Source organism: Kitasatospora sp. NPDC093558 (assembly GCF_040683475.1).
In the GTDB taxonomy this organism is placed as follows: Bacteria; Actinomycetota; Actinomycetes; order Streptomycetales; family Streptomycetaceae; genus Kitasatospora.
The window spans coordinates 1-23,401 of the sequence record NZ_JBFBDY010000064.1; the positions used below are offsets into that span (position 1 = coordinate 1).

Sequence of the window (23,401 nt, forward strand, 5' to 3'; positions counted from 1 at the left end):
GACCGTGACGCGGCCGGACGGCGCGTCCGCGACGACGTCCGTGACGCCGGGCAGGGCCGACAGCCCGGCGCTGACCGTCCGCTCGCAGTGGCCGCAGCTCATGCCGTCGACGGTCAGGACGGTGGTGATGGTGGACATGCGGGGACCTCCGGAATCGGGAATCGGGTATCGGTCGGTGGGCGACACCGACTACGACACCCCAAACCGCGCCCGCACCCCAGGGACACGCCGCCCACATGGCCCCATCGAGTGGTTCCGGGAACCGAACACCCCTCCCAGCCGACTGGCCCCGCTGCCGCCTCCGGACCCGTACCCTCGACAGCGGTTCCGTTCGGGCTGTCCGTTCGGGCTGTCCGTTCGAGCTGTCTGGAGGTGCAGTGGCGATCGTCATCCGGTCCTTCCGGGCCGACGACGCTCCGCGGGTCGCGGAGATCGTGCGGCGCTGTCTGCGGGAGGTGAACAGCGCGGACTATCCGGCGGACGTCGTCGACCGGATGTGTGAGCACTTCACCGCGCGGCGCTTCGTCGAGCTGTCGGCCGAGCGCCGCATATACGTGGCGGAGGACGGCCGCGTCGTGGGAACGGTCTCGCGGGACGGCAACCAGGTGTACAGCATGTTCGTCGATCCGGACGTGGCCGGGCGCGGGATCGGCCGTCTGCTCATGGACCACGTCGAGGCGCTGGCGGCGGCCGAGGGGCACTCGCACATGGAGGCCGGGGCGAGCATCACCGCGCACCGGTTCTACCTGCGGCGGGGGTACGACGACGTCCGGGAGAACGACTCCGGGTTCGGCCTCACCTACCTCGTCCGCAAGCCCCTGCAGCCGTCCGCCGGCTGAGCCGGAGAGCCGGGGACCTCACGCCGCCCCGCGCAGGATGTCCTCGCCGTCGCGGCCCCGCAGGGCGAGTGCGGCCGGCAGGACGGCCGCGGTGAGGGCGATGGCCGCGCAGGCGGCGGCGAGCGTGCCCATCGCCTCCCACGGGACGACGGCGGGCGTCGGGCCGACGAGGCGGGTGAGGGCCGCCCAGGAGCCGCCGACGCCGTCCGCGCGGCCGTGGCCGCCACCGGCGGCGCGAGTGATCCAAGTCCACCATCCGGGACGGCCCCGGCTCAATGGGCGTGGGTCCAGTCCTGGGGGTGTAGCCGGCTACACCCCCAGGACTCGCCTTCGGGCTACCTGCGCGGTACCGGGATCGAGGTCACCAGCTGCTGCTGGAGGTGGTTCGGGTTGGTGCCGTCGTCGTAGGTGCTGACGGAGGTCGTGTAGTCGTTCGTGCCGGAGACGGTGTTGCCGAAGTAGTCGCCGATGAACGTCGACGAGCCCTCGACCGGGGAGTCCAGCTGCGGGTCGAAGGTGTGGGCGCTCAGGCGGGTGTTGTGGCCGATCGGGTTCAGCGTCGGGTCGTAGAACTGGATGCTCGTGTTGACGCAGTAGTTGGCGGCGCCGTAGGGCACGACGCCCGGGCTCTTGGCGTTGACGGTGTCGAGCGCGAGCCCGGCCGCCGTCGCCTCGGGGGTGCCGGCCGACGGGCACGGGAGGCGGCGGTCGTAGAAGGCGACGCTGACGGTGCCGTCGGGGCCCGTCGTCAGGTTGGGCTGGAACTCGTCGACGGGCGCGGCGTTGTCGTTGACCCGGACCGGGGCCGACCAGGTCGCGCCGTCGTCGTAGGAGGCGGTCAGGAGGACGTTGACGACGCCCGTGCTGTAGTCCTCGTACGCCGAGTAGAGCGGGTAGTGGCCGTTCACCGGCTGCGCGCCGAGGGTGAACGTGTCCTCGATGCCGTCGCGGAACGTCGTGTTGGCGTACGAGCCGGGCGGCGCCGTGATGTTGCTCTGGACGGTCGAGACGGTGGACCACGTCCGCCCGCCGTCGTGCGAGGCGTCGAGGAAGATCGTGGTGCAGCAGAACTTGTGCGCCGGGTCGGAGTTGGTGAGCGTCGTGTACACCGTGCCGTCGGGGGCGACGTGCGGCAGCAGGTAGGTGGCGCCCTGCGGGGTGGCCGGCGGCTCGGGGAGCGCCTGCGGGGCGGACCAGTCGGTGTGGGTGCCGTCCTGGCGGGCGTCGGCGTAGGAGACGTACGGGACCGGGGTCTTGCTGTGGAAGTCCACCCACATCGCGTAAACGCGGTTCGGGTGGGGGCTGTTGGGGTTGGTGTCGATGGCGATCCACTGCTTGTCGGGGCCGTTGCCGATGCTGTCGTACGTCGCGACGTAGTCCGGCCGGCCGCCGTGCGTGGTGAGCCACTGGGTGGCGGTGGTCGCGCCGTGCGGGCGTACGGAGACGGAGATCGCCTGCGACGGGACGGCCGGGTTGGACTCCTGTGCGGTACCGGGGATGAAGTCGTGGGTGCCGTCGGGGTCGTAGACGAACTGGTAGGGCAGCAGCAGCGAGTAGTAGTTGCCCCACGAGTCGAAGGCGCCGACGGGGTCGGTGTTGTCGGTCCAGCCCTCGTAGCCGGGGATGTGGCCCTGGACCGGCCACGTGCGTCCGCCGTCGCGGGACTCGAAGAAGCCCAGCAGGTGGTTGTAACCCTCGGCGCTGACAACCCACTTGGAGGCGCCGATGAGGTGGTTCGGGTCGGTCGGGTCGACCCGCAGGTCCGACTCGGAGTGGCCCTTGACGAGCATCGGCGTGGCGGCCGGGTAGCCCGGGTTGCTGCCGACCTGGGTGGCGTACGGCCCGGCGGCTCCGGTGTCCTCGCCGGTGGTGGCGCCCGAGGCCGGGCAGGGCGTCATGCCGCTGTAGGCCCCGGCGGGGCCGCTGTTCACGGTGTACGGCACCTCGGGGCGGTAGCAGCTGGTCTGCCCGGCGGTGGCCAGGACGTTGGTCACGTGGGCGGCGGCCTGGCTTGCGGCGTAGGCGGCGTCGGTCTGGGTGCCTTGGGGAAGCGCCGGTCCCGTCGCAGCGGATGACGAGAACGGGGAGAGGAGGGACAGGCCCAGCAGGGCCGGCCCGAGCAGCAAGGCGAGTCTTCTGCGGTGCCGGATCTGGCTGCGGGCACGGGTACGGGTACGCAAAGGGAGGGCCTCCTACGGTCTGGGGCGAACCTGGGGCACTGCGTCCGGAATCGGCGGGTCGCCCGGGCCCCGGAACGGCGGCCCGGCGACTCGGCGTGATGACGGTAGGTGGCCGCGGCCACGCCAACAAGGTCGTCCGCGCGAACTTGACGCTCCGTTGACCGTGCGCCGGGGCTCCCTTTCCCCGGGCGGACGTCCTTGACCTTCCGCGAACGCCGAGGCGGGGGCCGCCCGTTGGCCCGTCACGGCGACCGAGCGTTCGGCCGGTACGGACCAAGGGCTCCCCCGCCCGTTGGTGGTGACGGTCAGTGGCCGCCGCGCGGAGGCTCGCAGCCGGTGCCGTCGGGGTAGCCCGCGAACGCCTCCGCGGAGGTGGTGGCGTTGCCCATCGTCCCCTCCAGGCAGAGGCCGGGCCCGGCCTCGACGAGGAAGCCGACGCCGGCCGGGCCGTTCTGGTACGTCCGCACCTTGGCGGCCTCGTACCCGAGCCCGGTGAGCGTGGTGCGGGCCGACTCCGGGGTGAAGTCGCCGCGCTTGCGCTGGGGTTCGAAGGCGCCCTGGATCCGCTTGACGGCCGCCAGTCCGTCACAACGGGGCTGGCCGTGGAGAGGGATGGGGATCTTGAAGCCGTTGTTCTCCGTCCACTTGTCGGGCGGACCGTCGGAGGTGGTGGCCGCTGCGGTGGGCGTCGGGCGCGGGCTCTCGCCGGGGCAGGGGAAGTCCGCCGGGACGGTGGGGACGGGCGGCCTGGTCGGGCTCACGGCGGCCGCTTTCGCCGTCGTGGTGCCTCCCACGTGTTCCGTCCCGCACCCCGTGACCAGCAGCGCCAGCCCCACCAGGGCCGGGAGCGCGAGCCGGCCGCCTGTCGTCTTGATCATGGTCATTCGACGATCATCCCCCGCGCCCCCGGGCCCTGTCATGAGTACGGCTACTCAGATCGCACGGATACGGAGGACCCGCATGACGCCGTACGCCGGCCCGGGACCACCCCGGACCGGCGCACGACGCGTCACGACCGCTCTACCACCGGTGCCACTTCACCTGGGCCCCCTGGTAGACGACGAGGTTGCTGTCATCCTGGATCTTCAGGTACGAGCCGGGGTTGCCGCCGGTGGATGTCGTCCAGAGCAGCGATCCGCCCGAGCCGTACAGCACGAGGTTGCCGTCGTTCTGCATGGCCAGGTGGTCGCCGCTGCCGACCGTGTTCCAGGTCTGCGCCACGCCTCCGTCCGGGGCGTACATCACGAGGTTGCCGTCGGCCTGCATGGCCAGCCGGTAGCCGCCCGGCGTGGCGATGGACTCGCCGCGGTAGAGGGTCTCCCCCGCCGCCAGCACCGGGTCGGGGCCCTGCGCGAGGCCGAGGTCCTTCCACGGGTAGGAGTCCTTGCCCGGCGTGTCGGTGGTGCCGGGCGCGACGTGCTGGGTCCACCACTGGGCGAGCCAGTTGTGCCCGTTGAAGAACACCGTCCGGTCCGGGGCGGCCTGGTCCGGGGTGTAGACGGCGTTGGCGTCCCAGTCCTTGGCCCTCGGCGCCCGGGGGCTGTCGTTGAGGTACCACAGCTGGTTGGTGTTGCCGGTGTCGCAGGCGGCGACGAGCGGCTGGGCCATGGCGCCCTCGTACGTCAGGCAGTGCGTGCCCTGCTGGTTGTGCAGGTACACCGTGCCGGTCCCGTCCGGTCCGGACGCCACCCACCACCGCTGGCTGGATCCGCCGGTGACGGCCCTCGCGTACACCTTCCACGTCGCCGGGTCCAGGTCGAGGGCGGCGTTGTCGGAGTTGGCCTTCAGCAGCTGCCAGCCGCCCTGGCCGTCGACGCTCGACGCCGTCCAGTCCCAGGAGTGGCCGTCATCGGCAAGCGGCCAGGTCTCGGCCGTGCCGGCGTTGGAGCCGGTGAGCAGCGCGCCGTTGGCGGCGGCGGACTGGATCCGGTAGCTGTTGCCGGCGCTCAGGGCGACGCTCGGCCGGCCGGCGAACATCGGTCCGCTCTGCGGCGGGTCCGGCACGGGCAGCACGCAGGTGCCGGTCGCGGCGGCCGGGGCCACCGTACTGACGCCCTGCCGGTTGTCACTGGTCAGGCCGTAGGTCTGGCCGCCCTGGGTGAGGGTGAAGTCGACCGGTCCGGTGATCGGCAGGTAGTACTTCAGCGGGATGTCCTTGGACGCGCCGCTGGGCAGGTCCTCGCACGCGCCGAGGCGGATCGTGACGCGGTGGAAGTCGCCCTTCAGCCCGCCGACGTTGCTGCCGGTGTGCCCGGGCGCGACGTTCTTGATCTCCTTCCAGTTGCCGTCCTTGACCAGCGCGGGCGCCGAGGTCGGGATGTCGAAGGCGATCTGCGCGTCGCCGCGCAGCGTGACGCCGCTGTTGTTGGTGATCCGCAGGGTCGGCTGGAGCGGCCACAGGTCCTTGACGGCCGTCGGGAAGGAGACCAGCTCGGCCTTCACGTCCGCGACTTGGTTCGGCAGTGTCACGCTCGACCCGGTCGCCCGGGTGTTGTCGTAGGCACCCTGGCCGCGCAGTTTCGAGTCGAGCAGGCTCGTCATGGTGTAGCCCGTCCCGCACTCGCCCTGGGCCGGGCAGGCGTAGTCGCCCGCCAGCTCCCAGATCATCACGCCGCCCGCGCCCTTGGCGCTCACGTAGTCGGCGACGGCGCCCACGCCCTGCTCGTCCTCGGTGGAGATGAACGTCTTCGTGGCGTCGTTCCACAGCCACGAGGACTTGAGGGTGTCGTCCCACTGCCGGGTGTAGCCGGTGGAGACGCTCTGGCCGCCGAGGCCGTACGCGGGCAGGTAGGAGGGCGTGATGCCGCGTTCGAGGTTCTTGGCGTGCCACATCGGGTTCGACCCCGCGCCGAGCTCGCTGCCGTCCGCATTGGTGTCGTGCCACAGGTTGTCGACGCCCGTCGCGCCGGCGCCGCAGGGCGAGGTGCCGCCTTGCGCGCCGGTGCCGGCCGGGCACTTCGACTGGTCCGGCATCGACGCCGCACCCCACAGGCCGTTGCCGACGCCGCCGGTCACTCCGCTCCAGCCGCGGGTGTAGTACGGCACACCGAGGTTGATCCGTCCGGCTTGCAGGGCGCCGCGGTAGTAGTGGTACGCCCAGTCGGTGTTGAAGTAGCCCTCCTGGCGATACTCGGGGTTCTTCGCGGTGTCGTAGATGCCGGCGGCGGCGAGCTCGCTGTCCCGGCCGTCGTCGTACAGGGGCGCGTTCGGGCCGACGTTGTTGTTCCAACTGCCGTGCAGGTCGTAAGACATGACGTTCGCGAAGTCCAGGTACTGGAGGGCGGCGAAGTTCTCCATGCCGCGCACCATGTAGCCGGAGCCGGAGCCGGCGGTCGTCAGCAGGTAGTACCGGCCGTCCGAGGCCGCGGCCCGGTCGAGCTTCTCGCGGATCGTCTTCATCAGCGCCGTGTAGCCGGCCGACAGGCCCGGGCGCCGGGTGTCCGACACCGGGCGGTCGCTCGGGTTGCCGGCCTGCGGGAGGGCGGTCGGGTACTCGTAGTCGATGTCCACGCCGTCGAAGGAGTACTGGCGGAGGAAGTCGACGACGGAGTCGGCGAAGGTGTTGATCCGGTCCTGGTTGACGCTGCCGTCGGTGTTGACGGTGAGGGCGTAGAAGCCGCTGGACTGCGCCCAACCACCCACGGAGATCAGGGTCTTGACGCGCGGGTGCTGCCGCTTGTAACGGGTGAGGAGGTTGAGCTCGCCCCGGTACGGGAGCGACTCGTCCATCTCGGCGCCCGGCACGCCCGGCCACGTCATGCCGACGTTGGGGTTGCTCGCGTCGGCCGGGTTGCCGACGGAGATGCGGTTCCCGTCGATCCAGGCGAACGCGTAGTTGACGTGGGTGACCTGGCCCCAGGGGATGCTGTTCGGGAGGTACATGTCCTGCCCGTTCTGCCCGGTGCGCCAGCTCGACTGGTAGCCGACGACACGGCGGGGGTGAGAGGAGCCCATGCGCTCGCGGCCCTGGTCGTCGTACGCGGTGCAGTACGGGGCGGAGACGCCCGCGGTCGGGGTCATGCCGTCGGGGCGGCAACGGGACTGGTCACCACCGGGGTTGGCGGCCCAGTGGTCGGCGGCGTCGGGGTCGGGCGGGGCGGTGGGGCCGGTGCGGGCCTGCATGTTCCCGCCGCGGAAGGAGTTCAGGACGGTCACCATCGCGGCCGCCATGACGGCGCTGAGGGTCATGGTGGGGGTCACGTAAGGCTGCCGCGCCCGGATCTTGTCCGAGATCTGGCTCCACTTCTTGATGTACGTGACGAACACGCCCGATGCCCGCCACGCTTTTCCGTCCCGCATCGCGAACGCGATGTTCTTGCGGACCAGACCGTTGCGGACCGCCTCGGAAAACGCCACGACCACGGTGGAGAGGGCGTTCTTGAGCGCGGAGCTCTCGTTGGCGGCCGCCAGGCTCGCCAGGACGTCGACCGCGCCCCGGAGCTCGTTCGCCCCGACGTCGATGTCGACGTCGGAGTGCCCCATTTCCCCGTAGCTGCCGGTGAACGCCAACCTGACCCTGTTCGTGGTCACGTCGGCCATGTAGGTCCCGAGGTTCACGTCGTTGAAGTAGTAGATCGTGTTCGAGGCGGCGTTGTAGAAGCCGGCGATGAAGAGGTCGCTCTTCTTGAAGATCAGCCTCACCGCGTCCTTGGCGGCGCCGCCGAACCCGAGGTCGCCGACACCGAAGTCCAGGAACCCGGCGTCGTTGGGCAGGGTCGCCCCCGGGTGCTTGTAGTGCACGTTGGACCCGTCCGGGCCGAACCCGTCGATGGCGACCCGGACGGCACCGTCGAGCGCCAGGAAGGCGCCGCGGATCAGGCCCGTCCGCTGGAGGTACTGCATGGAATAGCGCCGGTCCGGGGTCTGGTCCGCGGCCAGCGCCACGGTCGGCGCCAGCGCGGCGAACAGGGCGAGGGCGAGCAGCGCGGCCAGCGCGCGCAGGGGCCGCCTCATGCCCAGTACTCGTACGTCGCGCGGACGGTCCACTTCCAGGTGAAGTACACGATGGTGTACTTCTTGCCCTTCTGCAGGTCGAGGTCGTGCCTGCCCCAGGTGCTGGTGTCGGTGAGGAAGGTCGACCCCATCGAATCGCAGGAACCGCTGCGCGGGCAGGCCCAGTCCCAGACCTTGTACTTGCCGAGGTTGGCCTCGGTGGGCAGGTCACCCTCGTAGATCGCGATCCAGTCCGACGCGCCGTTCGGGTCGCGGTCGGCCGGTCCCGCCCAGTTCACCGAGATCCCGCGCACGGCGATCGTGGCGTCGCCGACCGAGGCCTGCCCGGCGGAGACGTCCAGGATCTCGTAGTCGGTGTTCACCGGCGGTTTGTCAGCCGCCCGTTCCGAGATCGTCCCCGGCCCGGAGCGGGACACCCGGGTCGGCGGCGGCGCGTCCTCGCCCGACGCGGGTGACATCTGAACCATGGTCGCCGCGAGCGCACTCACGAGGGCGACGGCGCCGACCGCGCGCCGCCACAGGCTTCTGGACATGACGATGCCTTTCGAGTTGTCGGGCCGGGAGGGCCACGGACCGGTGGCGGCAGTAGACCAACCCGGCGTCTACAAACGATCAACGACCGTCGTTGACGCACCGGATACGCACCCCCTGGATCAGTACGGGCTCGGCCGGTTGTCCTTCACCCAGCGCTCCTCGGCCTCGCTCCCGGTCGGCGGCGGGGCGATGCCGTCGATCATCCAGAGGTCCCGCGGCGTCTCGTCGATGTGGAACTCGCAGTACAGGCCGCGGTCCTTGGTGTGCGGCGCGAGCAGCGCGGCGAGCCTCTCCCCCGTCCGCCGACGCCGGTCCGGGTCGTCCATGTGCCGCGCGATGTGCTCGACGACGATGCGCACGGCGTCCGGGGTGGGCTCGCCGCCCACGTAGAACGAGTCGGCCGCGACCTCGTGGAACAGCGTCATCACGTAGAACGGCGGCAGCCCGAAGCCGGTGTAGAAGCCGGTGATGTCGTCGGCGAGCTCCTTCTTCTGCTGCGGGGTGTAGGTGCCGGGCGGGTGGTACACGTGCCAGAGCGGCATGGTTTCTCCTCCTGCTTCGATGTGGTGGACAGTCAGTTCCGGCCGAGGACGGCGAGCCCTTCCACCGGTCCGGACAGTGCGGCCTTGACCGCGCGGGTCGCGTCGTCGACGAGCACCTCGGCGTCGCCGCGCTCGACACCGTCGAGGACGATCCGGGCGACGTCGGCGGCCGCGATCTTCTCGACCGGGAGAGCGGCGACCATCTCGGTGTCCGCGAACCCCAGGTGCACGCCGACGACTTGAGTGCCCTGGGCGGCGAGCTCGATGCGCAGCGAGTTCGTCAGCGACCACAGGGCGGCCTTCGAGGCGCCGTACGCCCCCGCGCCGGCTCCCCAGGAGAGGAGCGAGTGCATGTCGACGACGGCTCCCCCGCCGCGCGCGGCGAGCACGGGCGCGAACGCCTGGGCGATGCGGAGCGGGCCGATCACGTTGGTCTCGAACGTGTCCCGGACGAGGTCCAGGTCGGCGGTGAGCAGCGGCGAGGAGTGCAGGACGCCGGCGTTGTTGAAGACGAGGTCGACGTCCCTGGCGTGCGCCACGAGGGCGGCGACGGAGGCGTCGTCGGTGACGTCCAGGGGGACGACCTCGATCCGCCCGTCCGGGCTCGGGACGGGCTTGCGGGCGGTGGCGTAGACCTTCTTCGCCCCGCGTCGGAGCAGTTCCTCGACGAGTGCCTTGCCGATGCCGCGCCGGCCTCCGGTGACCAGCGCGACAGAGCCTTCGATCACGGTCATGTGCCTTCTCCTCGCTTCGCTCTCGGATCAGGTTTAGATTATTACCATCATCTAAGTGGGCGCGGAAGTACGCTCTTCCACAGCCCCCCGGAAGAAGAAGGGACCGCCGACCATGCCCCGAGTGTCACGAGCCGAGGCGCAGCAGCACCGGCAGCAGGTGATCGACGAGACGTCCCGGCTGATCCGGGAGAAGGGCGCGGGCCAGGTCACCGTCCCGGAGGCCATGGCCGCCGCCGGCCTCACGCACGGCGGCTTCTACCGCCACTTCTCGTCGAAGGACGATCTCGTCGCCCAGGCCCTCGGGACCGCATTCGGCGAGCGGCGCGAGGCCATGGACCGGCTCGCCGGGGAGGGCCCGTCCCCTCGCGCCGAGTTCGTGGCGCGCTACCTGTCGACGGTCCACCGCGACAACCCCGGCGGCGGCTGCCCGGCCGCCACCCTCGGCGCCGAGGCGGCCCGCGCCGAACCCGGCAGCGCGGTCCGCACGGCGTTCACGACCGGCCTGCGCGGCCTCGTCGACGGCCTGCAGCAGCTCGACGGCGACGACCGCGAGACGGCCCTGGCCGACCTGGCCACCCTGGTGGGCGCGATCCTCCTGGCCCGCGCGAGCGACGACGCCGAGCTATCCGAGGAGATCCTCACCGCCACCCGCAACCACCTGACCACCCCGACGGCATAGGAAGTCGGCGGGGCCGACTTCTCGTGCCGCTCCACAGCACGGCCGGCGCTGTGCCCGCATCCGTTCACCGGGTCGGTGATCCCTGACCTCGGGAGCCGAACTTCCGGATCGCAGGTCGTCCACCCCAGAACAGTTCACCCCGCCTCTTCCTCGCTCGGCAGCCCGGCCCGTCCCCCTGCGCAGGAAGTCGGCCCCGCCGACTTCTCGCGCCGACAACCACGCCGACAACTACGCCCCGCCCACCGAACCGCACCGCACCGCACGAAAAGTCGGTCCGGCCGACTTCTCGCGCACGTGTCGGCGGCGAATGGGGCGGAGGGTCTCCGGTTCCGCGGGAAGGGCTCCTGATGCACCCGAGCGTCGCGAGGCCGATAGAGCCGATGCCGCCCCGCACCGGGGCCGGCGACGTGATCGACCGGGCGGCGGTTCACCAGCAGTGAGGCGTGGCCTTTCCGGCGGACTACTGCTGTGACCGAGAAGGTCGGCCGGGTGGGTGCGATCAGTCGGATCGCGCTGCTTTCCACGTCCACGAGGTTCGGCGGGGAAGGCCGTCCAGTTCCTGGCGGCCGGTGCACCAGAGAAGCACCTGGACGGGGTCTCCGGGAGGGGCGTCGGGGAACAGCCGGCCGAGCACGGCCGCGCATAGCGGTGCGGGCGGCTGCCAGTCCACGGCCAGTCCCTGCGTGATGTCGTGTGTGTGCAGCAGGGTTTCGGCGACGCCCATTGCCGCGAAGCCCTCGGGATCACAGGGACCCCAGTGCCAGGCCCGCAAGGTCGCACTGGCTGCGGCCAGCACGCAGCTGAGGAGGCGGCCGCCGGCGGTGACCGTCTGGAGTACCTCGGTCGGCGAGGCAGTGGGGCGGACGGTCAGGTCGAACGGGAGGTAGGAGTCGGCGGGACGTGCTGCCACCTGCCCTGCGTAGGCCAGCAGGTCGTGCGCGATGTGCGCCACCGTCTCCCAGCAGCTCCACTCCAGCGGACCTGCCGGCACCGTCCAGTCCTCGTCGGCATGCGGTCCGAGGACCTTCAAGCAACTCGGCCAAGGCCGCGTCGACGTCCCGATGGTCCATGCGGAGCTCCTCGCAGGGTTCGTGCTGTGCAACTGGGTTGTGCTCGCGGAGTCTTTCACGCCACTCGGGTTCCGGGTCGCCCTCCCCACCGGATGCCCTTCTCGCTCGGCCGGCCGGACCCGGACTTCGCGATCGTTACGCCGCAGCCCAGCGGATGCGGAGCTCGTGCGCGCCGAGGGGGATGGTGAAGGTGGAGTGGGTCGTGAGGTGGGTGGTGAGGGAGCGCTCGGCGCGGGGGCCGAGGAGGTAGCGCTCCAGGAAGTGGCGCTGGTCGCGGGGCATCGGGAGGAAGCGGATCGCGTCCCAGAGGGAGGCGAGGTTGGCGGCGGTGAGGTCGAAGGTGACCGGCGGGCGGTGGACGCCGGTGATCTCGACGGCGATGAGGTGGTCCGCTCTCATCGGGCGAGGACCTCGCACCAGACGATCTTCCCGATGGGCTCGCGGGGGCAGCAACCCCACTTGTGGGCAACGGACTTGACCAGCTGGAGCCCCCGGCCGGCCTCGTCATCGAGCCCGGCCGGGGAAAGGACGGGTTCCCGGTCGCCACGGGCGTCGTGGACCTCGATGCGGAGACGGGAGGGGGAGACGTCGAGCGCGAGGTAGATCAGGTAGCCGGCGGGAGTCCCGTGCAGCACGGCGTTGGTGACGAGCTCGGACACGGCGAGGGCCCCGGCGTCGAGGAAGCACCCACCGTCGGGGACGGCGGAGAGGAGCGAGGAGAGCCGCCGCCGCGCCTCGGCGGGCGCTCGGCGGCTACGCGGCAACCAGATGGAAGAGGAGGTGAAGGACATGGCGAAGTCACCTTCTGGGAGGGGAGGTTGATGAAGGTGGCACCCGGGCGGAGGCAAAGGAATGCCCGGCAACAAGCCCACCTTGATCACCCAGGCGAACCGTCGGACTACTCCCTGTAGAGTGCTCCGCGATGGCTCCATCGCGCAAGCGCATCTCCGCGCAATTGCGCCGGACCGCAAGACTCTTGTGATCACGGAGGGAGGTGGCAGACTGTGACCCGACGTCAACCGACAGGGAGCGACGAGAGTGGACAGTCCAACCGTGCTGCGCCGTAGGCTCGGCTCCGAGCTGCGGCGATTGCGCGAAGGGGCCAAGCTCCAGGCCAAGTCGGCAGCGGACTCACTCGGGTTCAGCGCGACCAAGGTGTCGCGCATCGAGTCGGGCCAGACGACGCTGAAGGAATCGGACGTCCGCGCGATGCTCGAACTGTACGGCGTCACCGACGAGGCCGAACTGCGCCAGTTCATCACCCTGACTCGCCGCAGCACCCAGCGCGGCTGGTGGCACGACTACGGCGAAGCCTTGCCGGAGTGGTTCCAGACGTATGTCGGCCTTGAGGCCGACGCGTCGCGGATTCGCACTTACGAGTCGGGCCTCGTTCCTGGACTGTTCCAAACCGCAGGCTACGCACGCGAGATCTTCCGGACCCACGACCGGAACCAGAGCAGCGACGCGACCATCGAGCGTCGGGTCAAGCTCCGATTGCAGCGTCAGGAGATCATCCGCGATCCGTCGGCACTGACCGTGCACTCCGTCGTCTCGGAGGCGGTTCTGCGTCGGCCAGTCGGCGGTGCGGAAGTAATGGCCCAGCAGGTCAAGCATCTGATTGCAACGGCTCAACAGTCGAACATCACGGTCCAGGTGATCCCCTTCACTGTCGGCGCCCACCCGGCGTTGAGCACGAACTTCCGTATCCTCTCCTTCTCGGACGTACCTGGCGAGATCGCCTACTCCGAGGCCCTCACCAGCAGCATCTACATCGAAAAGCAGTCAGACATCGCCTGGCACGCGACGGCTTTCGACCAACTGACCGCGCTGGCTCTGACTCCCGAGGACACCATCGCTTGGATGCACCGACTCGTCTCAGAGGAGTACGCAGCATGAAGTGGCGGAAGAGCAGCTACAGCAACGAAGCAGGAGGCGACTGCGTCGAGATTCGCGAGAACGCGACGAAGGCCATCGCAGTCCGCGACAGCAAGGACCCCCACGGGCCGGCCCTGGGCTTCAGCCCTGAGGCCTGGCGGGCGTTCATCACCGGCATCCAGGCCGGCGACTTCCCCGCCACCCCCTGAGCCAGCGATCCCAGGGCCGCCCCGCGAGACTCGCGGGGCGGCCCTCACAGTCGGCCATGCGGGAAGGACGGGCACTGGTCTGTACGGACGCCATTCGTGGAGCATGCGCTCCAGAGTTGTGCGGGCGGCGCAGTGGGGCGCCAAGCTCCGGAGTGCGTAGCGTGGGCGAGGTGCGCGAGAGTGCCTACTGCATCAACTTCACTGGTTCTGATGAATGTTGATGGTGCATCAGTTTGTTTTCCCCTGCTCTGATCATGATGCCGATCGGCATCCGTACACAGAGAAGGTGGTTCCGAATGACCAGTGACCCGACTCCATCGGTCACCGAAGCGACGCTCACCGACATCGCCACCAATGGCGTCTGGGGCCCCGGCCACAGCGTCAGTCAGGCTGTCGTCGACGTGTCCCGGGCGTTGCTCGCCTCTCTTCAGGGCGAGGAGGGCGTCGAACTCCCGCCGGAGCTCTCGGAGCTGGTGGCCGAGGTGCAGCGGATCGCCACGATCGCACTGCCCCGCATCGCCACTCACGACGGTGTCCGGCTGTCGGCGTTCAGCATCAAGCTGAAAGACGGCGCCCCGCACCCCGTGGTGATCGTGCCCGCCGGGTGGAACCCGTACGGCTGGCTGCCTTTCCTCTACGCCTACCTCAAGCTGGCGCAGCGCGGCTACCACGTGCTGGCCTACTCCCCGCGCGGCATCGGCATCAAGGGCTTGCTGTCGACCTCCGAGGGCTTCATCGACGTGGCCGGGCCCAATGACTGGTCCGACGGCTCGTCCGTGATCGACTACGTGCAGGAGGCCCTCGACCCCAGCCGGATCGGCTTCCTCGGCGTGTCCTACGGTTCCGGGATCAGCCAGCTGGTCGCGGCGAACGACCCGGCCAATCGCGTGTCCGCCGTGGTCGCGCTGAGCACCTGGGGGAACCTCGCCACCAGCCTGTACAACAACGGCATCCGGCACCTGGAGGCCGTGCAGGCGCTGATCGACTTCACCGGCGGCCCGCTGGAGGAGAAGTTCGACGAGGAGACCCAGCGGCTCCTCAAGAACTTCCTCAACGGCCGAGACCTCGACGAGGTGGTCGAGTGGGGCACCGTGCGCTCCCCGGAGACCCACGTCGACCAGACGAACGCGCGGGGCATCCCGACGTTCATCTCGAACACCTGGCACGAGACGCTGTTCCCGGTGAACCCGGTGGTCGACCTCTTCGAGCGGCTCGCCGTCCCGAAGCGGCTCAACCTGTGGATCGGCGACCACGGCGCCCCCGAGGGCCCCGGAATGGCCGGACTGGTGCTCGCCGGCCTGCCGTTCCCTGGGCTGGCGGTGCCGACGCGGGAGGCCTACGACTGGCTGGACCACTTCCTGCTCGGCGTGGACAACGACGTACCGACCTGGCCGGCCGTGAACAGCCAGAGCATGTTCACCTACCAGACGGTCGCCATCCCGGGCGGCACCAAGCTGATCACCGTCCCGGCGCGCCGCGAGACGTACGGGTCCTGGCACGAGGTCACCACCGGCAGCGAGACCTGGCACCTCACCGGTGCCGACGACACCAGTGACGGCACGCTCACCGACAAGCCGACCGTCGGGTGGTCGCGGGAGTTCGCGGCCGGCGCCCTGACCTCCTGCGTCGCGGGCGAGCTGCTCAAGACCGGGCAGCAGGAGTGGTTCGGCAACCCCAAGTCCTACGAGCCGGCGAAGTTCGAGCGCGATCAGCTGCTGGTCTGGTCGACTGACCCGCTGACCGGCTCGGGCGAGGTGGCCCGCCGGATCAGGGGCGCCGCCACCATGCGGCTCACCGTGCGCAGCAGCATCGACGCCGCCACCGTGATCGCCTACCTGTACGACGTCGCCCCGGACGGCACCGCCCGGATCATCACCCACGAGCCGTTGACGGTCACCGACCTGACCCCGAACGTCAACACCACCGTCAGCTGGAATCTCCAGGCCGCCTCCTACGACCTGCCGACCGGCCACCGCATCGCCCTGGTGGTCAACAGCCGTGACCCGCTGTACTCCTACGCGGGCTCCGACCTCCCCGCCCTCACCACCACAACCATCAGCTCGGTGAGCGGGAACGAGGCCAAGCTGGAGCTGCCGCTGGGCTGATACCCCCAGGGTTCCCCTGCCCGTACAGCAGCCTGCCGATCGGTGCACAGCGGGCTGCTGTACGGGGCCGCGGGGCGGCCTTCCCCACGGTCACACAGGTGGCATCAGATCGCTCTCGCTGATGGTGTACGTCAGTAGCGGGTAGACGAACTCGGTTTCGTTGTTCTCGCGACGCCGCAGCTGGTAGAACTCACGCTGCTGGTCATCGTCAGCCGACCCGAGGCGCGTACCCTCCGGGAGATACGCATGTCCGTCACGGAACCGCACAACAGTCTTTGACGTTCGAAACGTCACACCCAACCATTGATTGTCCGGCGCCTCCGCAGGCGCGTCCAAGACGATTCTGTGCCTGAGCCGCCGGTTCGAGTCGACCGAGAATGCGACGACACTGTTGTGGGCGAGGGGGATCTCGAACTCCTCGTCACCGGACTCCTTCCGCTCGAAGATCAGCTTCCTCGGCGAGCCCGCTTCGGGATCCCGGTAACAGGAGAAGACGGCGATGAACGAATCATCGACCAGGTCGAGGGCCTGATCGGAATGGCCGCCCATCTTTCGGTAAGCGTTCGTGTAGCTCTCGATAAGCGCGTTGTTGAACCCCACCGAAAGCGCCGCACGCTCCCGAATCTGCTGCGCCAGCCGCTCGTGCACCGCCCGGAAGCGCTGCGCCGGGCTGCCGTACCGAGTGGTCGTACGCACGAGCGGCACACCACCCCCCTCGTCGACCCTGGCAAGGACGGCTCCTCGCCGGCCCTTCCCCACGTCTTCCCAACGAGTCGATGCGGACAGCTCCGAAAAGAGATCCCCCTCGATCGACAAAGGGAACGTGAGAACCTCCTCCGAGATCCTAGACTCGCGGTGCACGGTAGTCTCCCGCGTTCATGCTGAAGAGGAACTGGTCGCCGTAGTCGATGAACGACGAGCTCCTGTTCTCCTCGGCGTACAGCCTGCGCAGCTCGTCCATGCCTTCCTCGGTCGGCGGCCCCAACTTCACCAGGTCTCCCGCCCTCTTGAGGTACGTTTCGCCGTCCCTGTGAACGGCTTCGGCGCTCGAACACCGCACCACGTATCCCAGGCGTGTCGGCAGCAACTCGGCGTCCAACGCCGAGGGCCGGATCTCATGCGTGTACAGGCGATTCGTGGACAGCGGCATGAAGAACACGGAGCCGGGATAGAGAGTCACGGTGAACTGCGCGGGGAGAACACCGTCCCCGTCGCCCTTCAGACGAAACTGGAGCTTGGTCAGCCCACTGACACCCTTCACCCCGTAGTCGAAAGGGTCTCCAGCAAGGGGCTGCAACTTGTCGAGCCCGTCATAGAAGGTGCAGAACGCCATGATGCCGTTGGCGGGCATGTCCTTGGTCTTGTCGGCATGGGACGAGATCTTGGCCTTGGACTGCTTGCGTTCAGCCGTGGCAAGGGTGTTGTGGTAGATCTGCGCGAGGACGTGATTCAGCGGTGCGTGGTCCCGGAAGACGACGGCGGCCTCGCGGTTCAGAGCCTCGACGATGCGCGTGTCGGTCGGGCCGAAGCTCTCCGTCGGCCCCGAGAGATTCGTGGAGCACCGCAGCAGGCGGAAGTGCAGTTCGTCACCGTCTTGCGTGACGGGCGTCAGATAGATTCCGCTGCGATGGGCCGATCCGGGCTTGGTGGACTCCGTCAGGGACTGGAACTCGTGCTCCGCACTGATCCGCCCGAAGTGATCCGCGCCGGGCTCGAAGAACCGGCGGTAGTACACGCCGACGCCGTGCACACGGACGGGGACTCGGCCGAGGTCGACGACCGTCCAAGCGTCGTCGACATCCTCACGGTAGCCGTGCGACAGCTCCCGGATGACGAACACCCGGGCAGCCGCCTGCAGTTGCCGGCCACTGATCCGCGATATGTCCCCGCACAGGTAGACGGTCTTCTGCGCGAGGTCGGCCGAACCGGAAGCGAGATCCTCCGGCGTGATGACGGATCCGAAGAAGTCCCTGATCAAGTCATCGTCCTTCAACACCGAGGCCGCGACCAAGATGTTGCCCGAATCCTCGATGCAGGCCTCTGTTTCCCCCGTTGTGTACATCAAGCGGCCCCTGCCGTTTACAGATCTCGGTGGATTGCTCAAATGAACCTTGATGCTCTCACGGGGGCTCGACAGCGGGCAACGGACTTCCACTGACGGAGGGTGTGCGGACAGACGGACGATCACGAAGCCGGTGAGGCTCCGGATGGACCTTCGGGCGCGCCGCTTCCGACGCCGCTGGGTAGCTTCGATCACAGGTCGCTCCCCCTATGAACAGGACTTCCATGGAAGGCGTGCTGAAGAGAAGAGAGAAGCTACGCAGACAGGCCTGCCTGTCGGCGCTGTCGGTGCTGGCGGCGCTGGGTGCCATGGTGGCGGTCGCGCCCGCGGCCCGGGCGGCTTCGACGCTGGTGGTCCCGCGTGACTTCTCGACGATCCAGGCTGCGGTGGACGCGGCCGCCTCCGGCGACACCGTCGTGGTCCGGGCCGGGACGTACACCGAACAGGTGGTCGTCAGCGGGAAGGACGTGAATCTCCGCGGTGCGGGCAACGGCGCGGCGGTGATCAAGGCGCCGGCCACCCTCACTTCCTACGGGGTGAACCAGGCACAGAACAACCGGCCGGTGAGCACCCTCGTGCGGATCGCGCACGGCGCTCACGTCCGCATGACCGGGTTCACCGTGACCGGCCCGGTCCCGTGCGGACCGAGTGGCGCCGGCGTCAGCGCGATGCAGGATGCGGTGCTCGACCTCTCGGACTCGGCCGTCACGGACATTCATCCGGATGCGTCCTGCCCCGCGCAGCAGGCGGGCGGCCGGGGCGTGGTCTTCGGGCTGCCGGAGTTCATCCTGGTGGACGGCGTGGGAGGCAGTACCGCCTCCGGGCGGATCAGCCACGTGACGATCGCCCGCTACTTGCAGCAGGGCATCAACCTGGGCGGACCTGCCGGAGCGGCCACACCCACGAAGGTGGCTGTGGCGGACAACGTCATCTCCGGCGGCACGCCGATCCCGGCGGTTCAGACCGGCATCTTCGTCGGGGAGAGCGCGGTGGCGACCGTGACGGGCAACGCGGTGTCCGACTCGGTCTGCTCCAGGCCGGGATGCGGCCCGGACCCGATCAACGACATCCAGTCCGCCGGAATCCTGGTCTCCGGCGTCTCCCCCGGCAGCACCCGGGTCTCCGGTAATCACGTCGCCGCCACCGATGTCGGCATCTACCAGTTCGCGAGCCCGAACTGCTGCCGGATCAGCGACAACACCCTTACCGACAACCGGTTCTTCGGGATCGTCATCCAGGACGGCGACGGCGAGACCCGCGGCAACATGATCAGCGGCGGCCGGGTCGGCATCGGCGTCGTCGCCGACGCGGTCAATACCACCGGCACCCTTCGCGGCGACATGATCACCGGATCGACCGATGCCCCCGTCCGCGAGATCCAGTGCTGCGGCTTCACGGCGACCGCCGTCGTCAAGCCCGACTGATCGAACCCGGCTGATCGAACCCGACTGACACACGCTGCCGACGGCTACGGCTCCATCCGGGGAGCGGTTCGGCCGAACCATGTGCAGGAGACCATCAACGGGCCGGATGGTGAACGGACGGGCCCCGGCCCGGGGTTGGCCGGGCCGGGGCCTTGGGTGGGGTGTATCAGCCGACCGGGTTGAGGGTGAAACGCTGGTTGGCGTGGTAGTCCGAGTACCACTGGATCACCGGGGTGCCGTCGGCCTGGTTCGCACCGTAGACGTCGAGGATCAGGCCGCTGTTCCAGTTGGGGATCGCAATGGTGTTGCTGCCGACGATGTTGATCTGACCCCAGCGCTGGTTGTCGCCCTGGTTGCAGGTCCACTGGTCGATCGCCGCGCCCGCGTTGAGGTTCCAGCCCGGCACCTCAAGGCACTTGCCGCTGTGGACGTTGAAGACGTAGCCGTTGGTGATGTTCCACTGCTGGCTGGCGTCACCGTTGCAGGTCGCCTCGACGACGGGCGCGCCGTCGTCGCTGCGCGAGTCGGCGACGGTCAGGCACTTGCCGCTGAAGTCGGCCTGGATCTGCACCGTGGAGTCGGCCGAGAGCGGAGTGAACTTCGGCCAGGGGTTGTTCGCGGCCGAGGCCGGCGCGGTGGCCAGCAGGCCCGCGCCCAGAGCGAGCGCGAGGACGGCGGCGGCAGAGCGGATGTTCATGGTTCCCCCTGTGGATCCATACGTATCTGGTGTGGAGTGAGCGGCATTTGGGTCCCCCCTTGCCTCTCACTTCCACAGACGTGCGGGCTCCACGGAGGTTGCAGGTGCTTCGAAAAAATCTTTTCGACCGTCAGCCGACCCGGGCGACGCGGCCGACCGACCGCCGGCTCATTCGCTGAGCGAGGCGATCTTGTTGGTGTTGAACTGCGTGAACCACGGGGTGCCGTCGGGGCCGAGGGTGATGCGGGGCGGGCCGGCGTTCGGGGTCGGGACGGGGAACTCGACGATCGCGGGGGCGCCGTAGGTGATCTTGCCGATGTTGTTGCCGTTGACCTCGCAGAAGTAGAGGGCATTGCCGTTGAGGCCGAGGGCGATGCCGTCGGGGACGCTGTTCGGGGTGGGGACGGGTACCTCGTCGATCGCGCCCTGCGGGGTGATCCGGCCGATCTTGTTGCCGGTGTGCTCGGTGAACCAGAGGGCGTTGTCGCTGCCGGCGACGATGCCCTGCGGGTGGCTGTCGGGCGTCGGGACGGGGAACGTGGTCACGTTGCCGGCCGGGTCGATGCGGCCGATGGCGTTGCCGAAGTAGAGCGTGAACCAGAGGTTGCCGTCCGGGCCGGTGGTGATCAGCTCCGGGTTCCCGGTGGCCGGGCCGACGCCGGGGACGGGGAATTCGGTGATCTTCCCGTCCGGGGTGATGCGGCCGATGTTGTTGCCGCCGAACTCGGTGAACCAGAAGTTGCCGTCGGGGCCGGCCGTGATGCCGATGGGGTCGGCGTAGACGTTGTTGATCGGGAACTCGGTCATGGCGCCGTCGACCGTCATCCGGCCGATCTTGTTGGCCCGGGCCTCGGTGAACCAGACGCTCCCCTTGTCGGGGGCGGCGGCGATGCCCGCGGGGCGGCTGTTCGGCGTCGGGACCTGGAACTCCTGGACGTTGCCGGCCGCGTAGATCTTCCCGATCTTGTCGACGGCCGACTCGGTGAAGTAGGCGTAGCCGAAGACGGTCACGATGTCCTCGGGCTGGCTGTTCGCCGTGGGGATCGGGTACTCGTGGACCTGCGGGTCCTGGGCCGGCAGGAACCCTGCCGCCGCGACCACGCAGGTGAGCACCGCCGCCAGGCGCAGGGCGGATCGGCGGTGACCGGACATGTCGGCGCCTCCTCACGAGCGGCGCGCTCCGTCCCCTCCAGGTTGCACCCCCAGCGGTACGGGAGCCACCTCGGGCCTGTCCGGCAGGTGGTGGGCGTAGCTGAGGCGGGTGTCGGCCCAGGCCACGCGGGGGTCGATGCGGCGGGTGAGCTTGCAGGCGACCGGGGTGAAGCCGTGCCCGCGCCAGAAGGCGTCGCTCACCGGGTTCGCGGACGTCCAGCCGACGCCGCAGTGCGCGAAGCCCTGGCGGGCGGCCCAGGCGGAGACTCCGGCCAGGAGCGCCGTGCCCAGGCCCCGCGACCGGGCCGCCGCGCACACCGAGGCGATGCCGATCATCGCCGTGGAGTGGTGCCGGTGGTCCGGTTCGGCCTGCATCATGCCAACGACGTGCCCGAGTTCCTCGGCGACGAGGATCAGCTGCCGGTCGTCCGTGAGCGCCGCCCGGAAGCCGTCCCGGAGGGCCGGGACGTCGAGGAGTGCGGGCCGGAGGATCGGCGGGGTGGCGTGGAACTGCATGAGTTCCACGGTGAGTTCGACGAGTCGACGGAGGTCCGCCGGGCGGGCCTCGCGCAGCCGGACGTCCTGCCCCGAGGACGCGAGGGCGGACTGCAGTCCCTTGAACTGGTCGATGCCGAAGCCGAGTTCGAAGAGGGCCGTGGTGACCTCCCCTTCGACGGCCGAGACCGCGATCGTGTGCTCGAACCGCCCCACGGCGGTGAGTTGACCGGCCAGGGCGGTGTAGAGCCGGCGGTAGACCTCACGCTTTCGGCCGACGACGGCGGCGTGCTGCTGGTTCCGGACCAGCGCGTCCTCAAGCCCCGGCGCTCCCTGCACGGTCGCCGCCAGGAAGCCGACGAGCTCACCGCCGTCCACCGCGGCCACGGCGGGCCCGGTGCCCTGCCACGCCGCCACGAGGCGACGGGCCACGGCCGGGTCGGAGAGGTCCACCGCACCGTCCGGATGGTCCGCTGCGAGCAGTGCCGCCGCCGGCTCCACGAAACGTCCCTCGAACGGGACGACGTCCAGGCTCATCCGCTCCCCCTCCACCCGGTCACGGCCGATGGTCACGGCCGATGGTCACCGCCGGCCGTCGGCCCCCGATCCTTTCACGCACCCCGCACACCGTGGCGGCCCCGCCCGGCGGCGTCCCCACGGCGGGCGGACCCTCGGACGGACGGGGGCTCAGACCGCCCGGATCAGGACCAGCGAGCCCTCCAGCGCCGGCTGCCGGCGGAGGTGGCCGTGGCGCTCGTCCCACGCGCCCGAGGCCAGGTCCCGCTCCAGGCGGTCGGTGTACTCCCGGGCCGTCTCGGGCGGGACGAAGCTCCAGGCCGAGCACGACTGCCGGGCGGCCGGGTCCAGCAGCATCTCGGGGCGGGCGTAGTAGGCCTCGTTGAAGCCGTCGACGCAGTCGGCCGGGATGGGCACCACGGTGACCTCGACCGCGCCGCCCAGGGCCTCGGTGATGTCGGCGATCGACGGGTAGCGCCGCGCCTCGGTGTCCAGCACCAGCGGCGCGTACTCGTACAGCCAGAAGTCCCGCACGAGGTCAGGGTCGCAGGTCAGGACGACGACCGGGCCGCGCGCGACCCGGCGCAGCTCGCGCAGGCCCGCCTTCACGTCGCTCCACTGGTGAATGCTGAACGTCGTCATCGCGCCGTCGAACGCGTCGTCCGGGAAGGGCAGTTGCTCGGCGACCGCGTCGACCGCCGCCGGCAGGTGCGCGGGCCGCTGGGCGCGCATCGACACCGACGGCTCGACGGGCGTCACGTCGAACGCCTCCGACTCGTACGAACCGGCCCCGGCGCCGACGTTGACCACCGTCCGGGCCCCGCCCAGGGCTTGCTCTATCAGCGCGGCGATCCGCGGTTCGGGGCGCCGGTAGGCGGCGTACGAGCCGCCGATCGCGCCGTAGTCCGCGTCGCCCGCGCTGCCGTCCGCCGTGCGCCCGGTCCGCTGTGTCATGGGGGTCCCTTCAGCCGGTCGAGTACCTGCCGGGCAGCGTAGACCCTTCGCCCAGGGGCAGGATTTCTCACATCACCATGTCCGTTCGAACAGTCAGATGGTAGAAAGGGCCGCATGGGAGTCGCCAACCGTCTCGACCTGACCCTGCGTCTCGTGCAGGGCTCCGACCGGGTGTCCGTCGCCGAACTCGCTCAGCGCCTGGGCGTGTCGGAGATGACCGTGCGCCGGGACCTCGACGCCCTGGAGGGCCGGGGGCTGGTCCGCAGGGTGCACGGCGGGGCCGTGGCCACACGGGCGCGGGAGGAGGAGGCCGGGTTCGCGGCGCGCGAGCCGTGGCAGTCGGCGGCCAAGGACCGGCTCGGCGCGGCCGTCGCAGAGCTG

General features: G+C 69.8%; 24 protein-coding genes. 7 read left to right on the top strand and 17 right to left on the bottom strand.

What is annotated here, in order from left to right; genetic code table 11:
* A partial coding sequence (locus AB0O00_RS09775; RefSeq protein ID WP_363649980.1) for a heavy-metal-associated domain-containing protein occupies nucleotides 1-138 on the bottom strand: 138 nt, incomplete at its 3' end.
* A 239-nt stretch (nucleotides 139-377) separates the two neighbouring features.
* Here AB0O00_RS09775 and AB0O00_RS09780 point away from each other — a divergent pair.
* The gene (locus AB0O00_RS09780; protein ID WP_363649933.1) at nucleotides 378-839 is read left to right on the top strand and encodes a GNAT family N-acetyltransferase; all 462 of its coding nucleotides are present in this window, start codon (nucleotides 378-380) and stop codon (nucleotides 837-839) included.
* A gap of 18 nt (nucleotides 840-857) precedes the next feature.
* Here the strand turns inward: AB0O00_RS09780 and AB0O00_RS09785 are convergent, their stop codons facing one another.
* The 7 genes from AB0O00_RS09785 to AB0O00_RS09815 form a co-directional block, all read right to left on the bottom strand.
* On the bottom strand, nucleotides 858-1,115 hold the full coding sequence (locus AB0O00_RS09785) for a hypothetical protein (protein ID WP_363649935.1): 258 nt from the start codon (nucleotides 1,113-1,115) through the stop codon (nucleotides 858-860).
* Between the two features lie 59 nt (nucleotides 1,116-1,174).
* Nucleotides 1,175-3,019, bottom strand: coding sequence for a sialidase family protein (locus tag AB0O00_RS09790; RefSeq protein ID WP_363649937.1), 1,845 nt, complete (start codon nucleotides 3,017-3,019; stop codon nucleotides 1,175-1,177).
* A gap of 305 nt (nucleotides 3,020-3,324) precedes the next feature.
* The gene (locus tag AB0O00_RS09795; protein WP_363649939.1) at nucleotides 3,325-3,903 is read right to left on the bottom strand and encodes a hypothetical protein; all 579 of its coding nucleotides are present in this window, start codon (nucleotides 3,901-3,903) and stop codon (nucleotides 3,325-3,327) included.
* A 136-nt stretch (nucleotides 3,904-4,039) separates the two neighbouring features.
* Complete coding sequence (locus tag AB0O00_RS09800; protein WP_363649941.1) at nucleotides 4,040-7,972, bottom strand: glycosyl hydrolase family 18 protein; 3,933 nt, start codon at nucleotides 7,970-7,972, stop codon at nucleotides 4,040-4,042.
* Nucleotides 7,969-8,505, bottom strand: coding sequence for a hypothetical protein (locus AB0O00_RS09805; protein ID WP_363649943.1), 537 nt, complete (start codon nucleotides 8,503-8,505; stop codon nucleotides 7,969-7,971). Before AB0O00_RS09805 ends, AB0O00_RS09800 begins: the two co-directional genes overlap by 4 nt.
* A gap of 120 nt (nucleotides 8,506-8,625) precedes the next feature.
* Nucleotides 8,626-9,048 carry a tautomerase family protein gene (locus AB0O00_RS09810; protein ID WP_363649945.1) on the bottom strand — a complete coding sequence of 141 codons (423 nt, stop codon included), beginning with the start codon at nucleotides 9,046-9,048 and terminating at the stop codon, nucleotides 8,626-8,628.
* Nucleotides 9,049-9,080: 32 nt separating this feature from the next.
* On the bottom strand, nucleotides 9,081-9,782 hold the full coding sequence (locus AB0O00_RS09815) for an SDR family oxidoreductase (protein ID WP_363649947.1): 702 nt from the start codon (nucleotides 9,780-9,782) through the stop codon (nucleotides 9,081-9,083).
* Nucleotides 9,783-9,894: 112 nt separating this feature from the next.
* On the opposite strand from AB0O00_RS09815, the gene AB0O00_RS09820 reads away from it, so the two are divergent.
* Nucleotides 9,895-10,461 (top strand): TetR/AcrR family transcriptional regulator, encoded by a 567-nt coding sequence (locus AB0O00_RS09820; protein ID WP_363649949.1) that lies wholly within the window; start codon nucleotides 9,895-9,897, stop codon nucleotides 10,459-10,461.
* 499 nt (nucleotides 10,462-10,960) lie between these two features.
* On the opposite strand, the gene AB0O00_RS09825 is transcribed toward AB0O00_RS09820, so the two are convergent.
* The 3 genes from AB0O00_RS09825 to AB0O00_RS09835 form a co-directional block, all read right to left on the bottom strand.
* On the bottom strand, nucleotides 10,961-11,452 hold the full coding sequence (locus tag AB0O00_RS09825) for a maleylpyruvate isomerase N-terminal domain-containing protein (RefSeq protein ID WP_363649951.1): 492 nt from the start codon (nucleotides 11,450-11,452) through the stop codon (nucleotides 10,961-10,963).
* Nucleotides 11,453-11,666: 214 nt separating this feature from the next.
* A complete protein-coding gene (locus AB0O00_RS09830) occupies nucleotides 11,667-11,930 on the bottom strand; it encodes a hypothetical protein (protein ID WP_363649953.1) in 264 nt (87 codons plus the stop codon).
* Nucleotides 11,927-12,322 (bottom strand): ATP-binding protein, encoded by a 396-nt coding sequence (locus tag AB0O00_RS09835; RefSeq protein ID WP_363649955.1) that lies wholly within the window; start codon nucleotides 12,320-12,322, stop codon nucleotides 11,927-11,929. Before AB0O00_RS09835 ends, AB0O00_RS09830 begins: the two co-directional genes overlap by 4 nt.
* Nucleotides 12,323-12,569: 247 nt before the next feature.
* Here AB0O00_RS09835 and AB0O00_RS09840 point away from each other — a divergent pair, with 247 nt between their 5' ends.
* From AB0O00_RS09840 to AB0O00_RS09850, 3 genes are all read left to right on the top strand, one after another.
* Nucleotides 12,570-13,427, top strand: a complete 858-nt coding sequence (locus AB0O00_RS09840; RefSeq protein ID WP_363649957.1) for a helix-turn-helix transcriptional regulator — start codon at nucleotides 12,570-12,572, stop codon at nucleotides 13,425-13,427.
* Nucleotides 13,424-13,615 carry a DUF397 domain-containing protein gene (locus tag AB0O00_RS09845; RefSeq protein WP_363649959.1) on the top strand — a complete coding sequence of 64 codons (192 nt, stop codon included), beginning with the start codon at nucleotides 13,424-13,426 and terminating at the stop codon, nucleotides 13,613-13,615. Before AB0O00_RS09840 ends, AB0O00_RS09845 begins: the two co-directional genes overlap by 4 nt.
* A gap of 296 nt (nucleotides 13,616-13,911) precedes the next feature.
* Entirely contained in the window at nucleotides 13,912-15,720 is a 1,809-nt protein-coding gene (locus tag AB0O00_RS09850; protein ID WP_363649961.1) for an alpha/beta fold hydrolase, read from the top strand.
* A gap of 90 nt (nucleotides 15,721-15,810) precedes the next feature.
* Here AB0O00_RS09850 and AB0O00_RS09855 read toward each other — a convergent pair whose 3' ends face one another.
* Together AB0O00_RS09855 and AB0O00_RS09860 are read right to left on the bottom strand one after the other, a co-directional pair.
* Nucleotides 15,811-16,581 carry an alpha-ketoglutarate-dependent dioxygenase AlkB gene (locus AB0O00_RS09855; protein ID WP_363649963.1) on the bottom strand — a complete coding sequence of 257 codons (771 nt, stop codon included), beginning with the start codon at nucleotides 16,579-16,581 and terminating at the stop codon, nucleotides 15,811-15,813.
* Nucleotides 16,565-17,782, bottom strand: coding sequence for a hypothetical protein (locus tag AB0O00_RS09860; protein ID WP_363649966.1), 1,218 nt, complete (start codon nucleotides 17,780-17,782; stop codon nucleotides 16,565-16,567). Before AB0O00_RS09860 ends, AB0O00_RS09855 begins: the two co-directional genes overlap by 17 nt.
* Nucleotides 17,783-18,015: 233 nt before the next feature.
* Between AB0O00_RS09860 and AB0O00_RS09865 the strand changes: the two genes are divergently transcribed.
* On the top strand, nucleotides 18,016-19,206 hold the full coding sequence (locus tag AB0O00_RS09865; protein ID WP_363649968.1) for a right-handed parallel beta-helix repeat-containing protein: 1,191 nt from the start codon (nucleotides 18,016-18,018) through the stop codon (nucleotides 19,204-19,206).
* A gap of 166 nt (nucleotides 19,207-19,372) precedes the next feature.
* On the opposite strand, the gene AB0O00_RS09870 is transcribed toward AB0O00_RS09865, so the two are convergent.
* The 4 genes from AB0O00_RS09870 to AB0O00_RS09885 all read right to left on the bottom strand — a co-directional run bounded on the left by AB0O00_RS09870 (nucleotide 19,373) and on the right by AB0O00_RS09885 (nucleotide 23,020).
* Nucleotides 19,373-19,903, bottom strand: a complete 531-nt coding sequence (locus tag AB0O00_RS09870; protein WP_363649970.1) for an RICIN domain-containing protein — start codon at nucleotides 19,901-19,903, stop codon at nucleotides 19,373-19,375.
* A gap of 168 nt (nucleotides 19,904-20,071) precedes the next feature.
* A complete protein-coding gene (locus AB0O00_RS09875; RefSeq protein ID WP_363649972.1) occupies nucleotides 20,072-21,055 on the bottom strand; it encodes a virginiamycin B lyase in 984 nt (327 codons plus the stop codon).
* 12 nt (nucleotides 21,056-21,067) lie between these two features.
* A complete protein-coding gene (locus AB0O00_RS09880; RefSeq protein WP_363649974.1) occupies nucleotides 21,068-22,123 on the bottom strand; it encodes a GNAT family N-acetyltransferase in 1,056 nt (351 codons plus the stop codon).
* 114 nt (nucleotides 22,124-22,237) lie between these two features.
* Nucleotides 22,238-23,020 carry a methyltransferase domain-containing protein gene (locus tag AB0O00_RS09885; protein ID WP_363649976.1) on the bottom strand — a complete coding sequence of 261 codons (783 nt, stop codon included), beginning with the start codon at nucleotides 23,018-23,020 and terminating at the stop codon, nucleotides 22,238-22,240.
* Between the two features lie 114 nt (nucleotides 23,021-23,134).
* Here AB0O00_RS09885 and AB0O00_RS09890 point away from each other — a divergent pair.
* On the top strand, nucleotides 23,135-23,401 hold a 267-nt coding region (locus AB0O00_RS09890; protein WP_363649978.1), incomplete at its 3' end, for a DeoR family transcriptional regulator.